General features: G+C 57.5%; 1 rRNA gene. It reads right to left on the reverse strand.

The annotated features are described in order from the left end of the window. Nucleotides 1-715, reverse strand: a 23S ribosomal RNA gene (locus ABD160_RS27140); the annotation flags it as partial.

Here is a 715-nt window from a genome sequence, read left to right on the forward strand (position 1 = left end):
TCGATATGGACTCTTGGGCAAGATCAGCCTGTTATCCCCGGGGTACCTTTTATCCGTTGAGCGATGGCCCTTCCATACAGAACCACCGGATCACTATGGCCGACTTTCGTCTCTGCTCGACTTGTCAGTCTCGCAGTCAGGCGGGCTTATGCCATTGCACTCGACGAGCGATTTCCGACCGCTCTGAGCCCACCATCGCGCGCCTCCGTTACACTTTGGGAGGCGACCGCCCCAGTCAAACTGCCCGCCACGCTATGTCCCGGACCCGGATAACGGGCCTCGGTTAGACGTCAGCGGCAACAAGGGTGGTATTTCAAGGTTGGCTCCACCGGAGCTGGCGCCCCGGGTTCATAGCCTCCCACCTATCCTACACATGTTGCCGCTAACGCCAAAGCGAAGCTGCAGTAAAGGTTCATAGGGTCTTTCCGTCTGACCGCGGGAACCCCGCATCTTCACGGGGAATTCAATTTCGCTGAGCCTATGCTGGAGACAGTGGGGAAGTCGTTACGCCATTCGTGCAGGTCGGAACTTACCCGACAAGGAATTTCGCTACCTTAGGACCGTTATTGTTACGGCCGCCGTTTACCGGGGCTTCAATTCGGAGCTTGCACCCCTCCTTTTAACCTTCCGGCACCGGGCAGGCGTCAGACCCTATACGTCGCCTTACGGTTTCGCAGAGCCCTGTGTTTTTGATAAACAGTCGCTACCCCCTGGC

This window comes from Pseudonocardia kongjuensis (genome assembly GCF_039526905.1).
In the GTDB taxonomy this organism is placed as follows: Bacteria; Actinomycetota; Actinomycetes; order Mycobacteriales; family Pseudonocardiaceae; genus Pseudonocardia; species Pseudonocardia kongjuensis.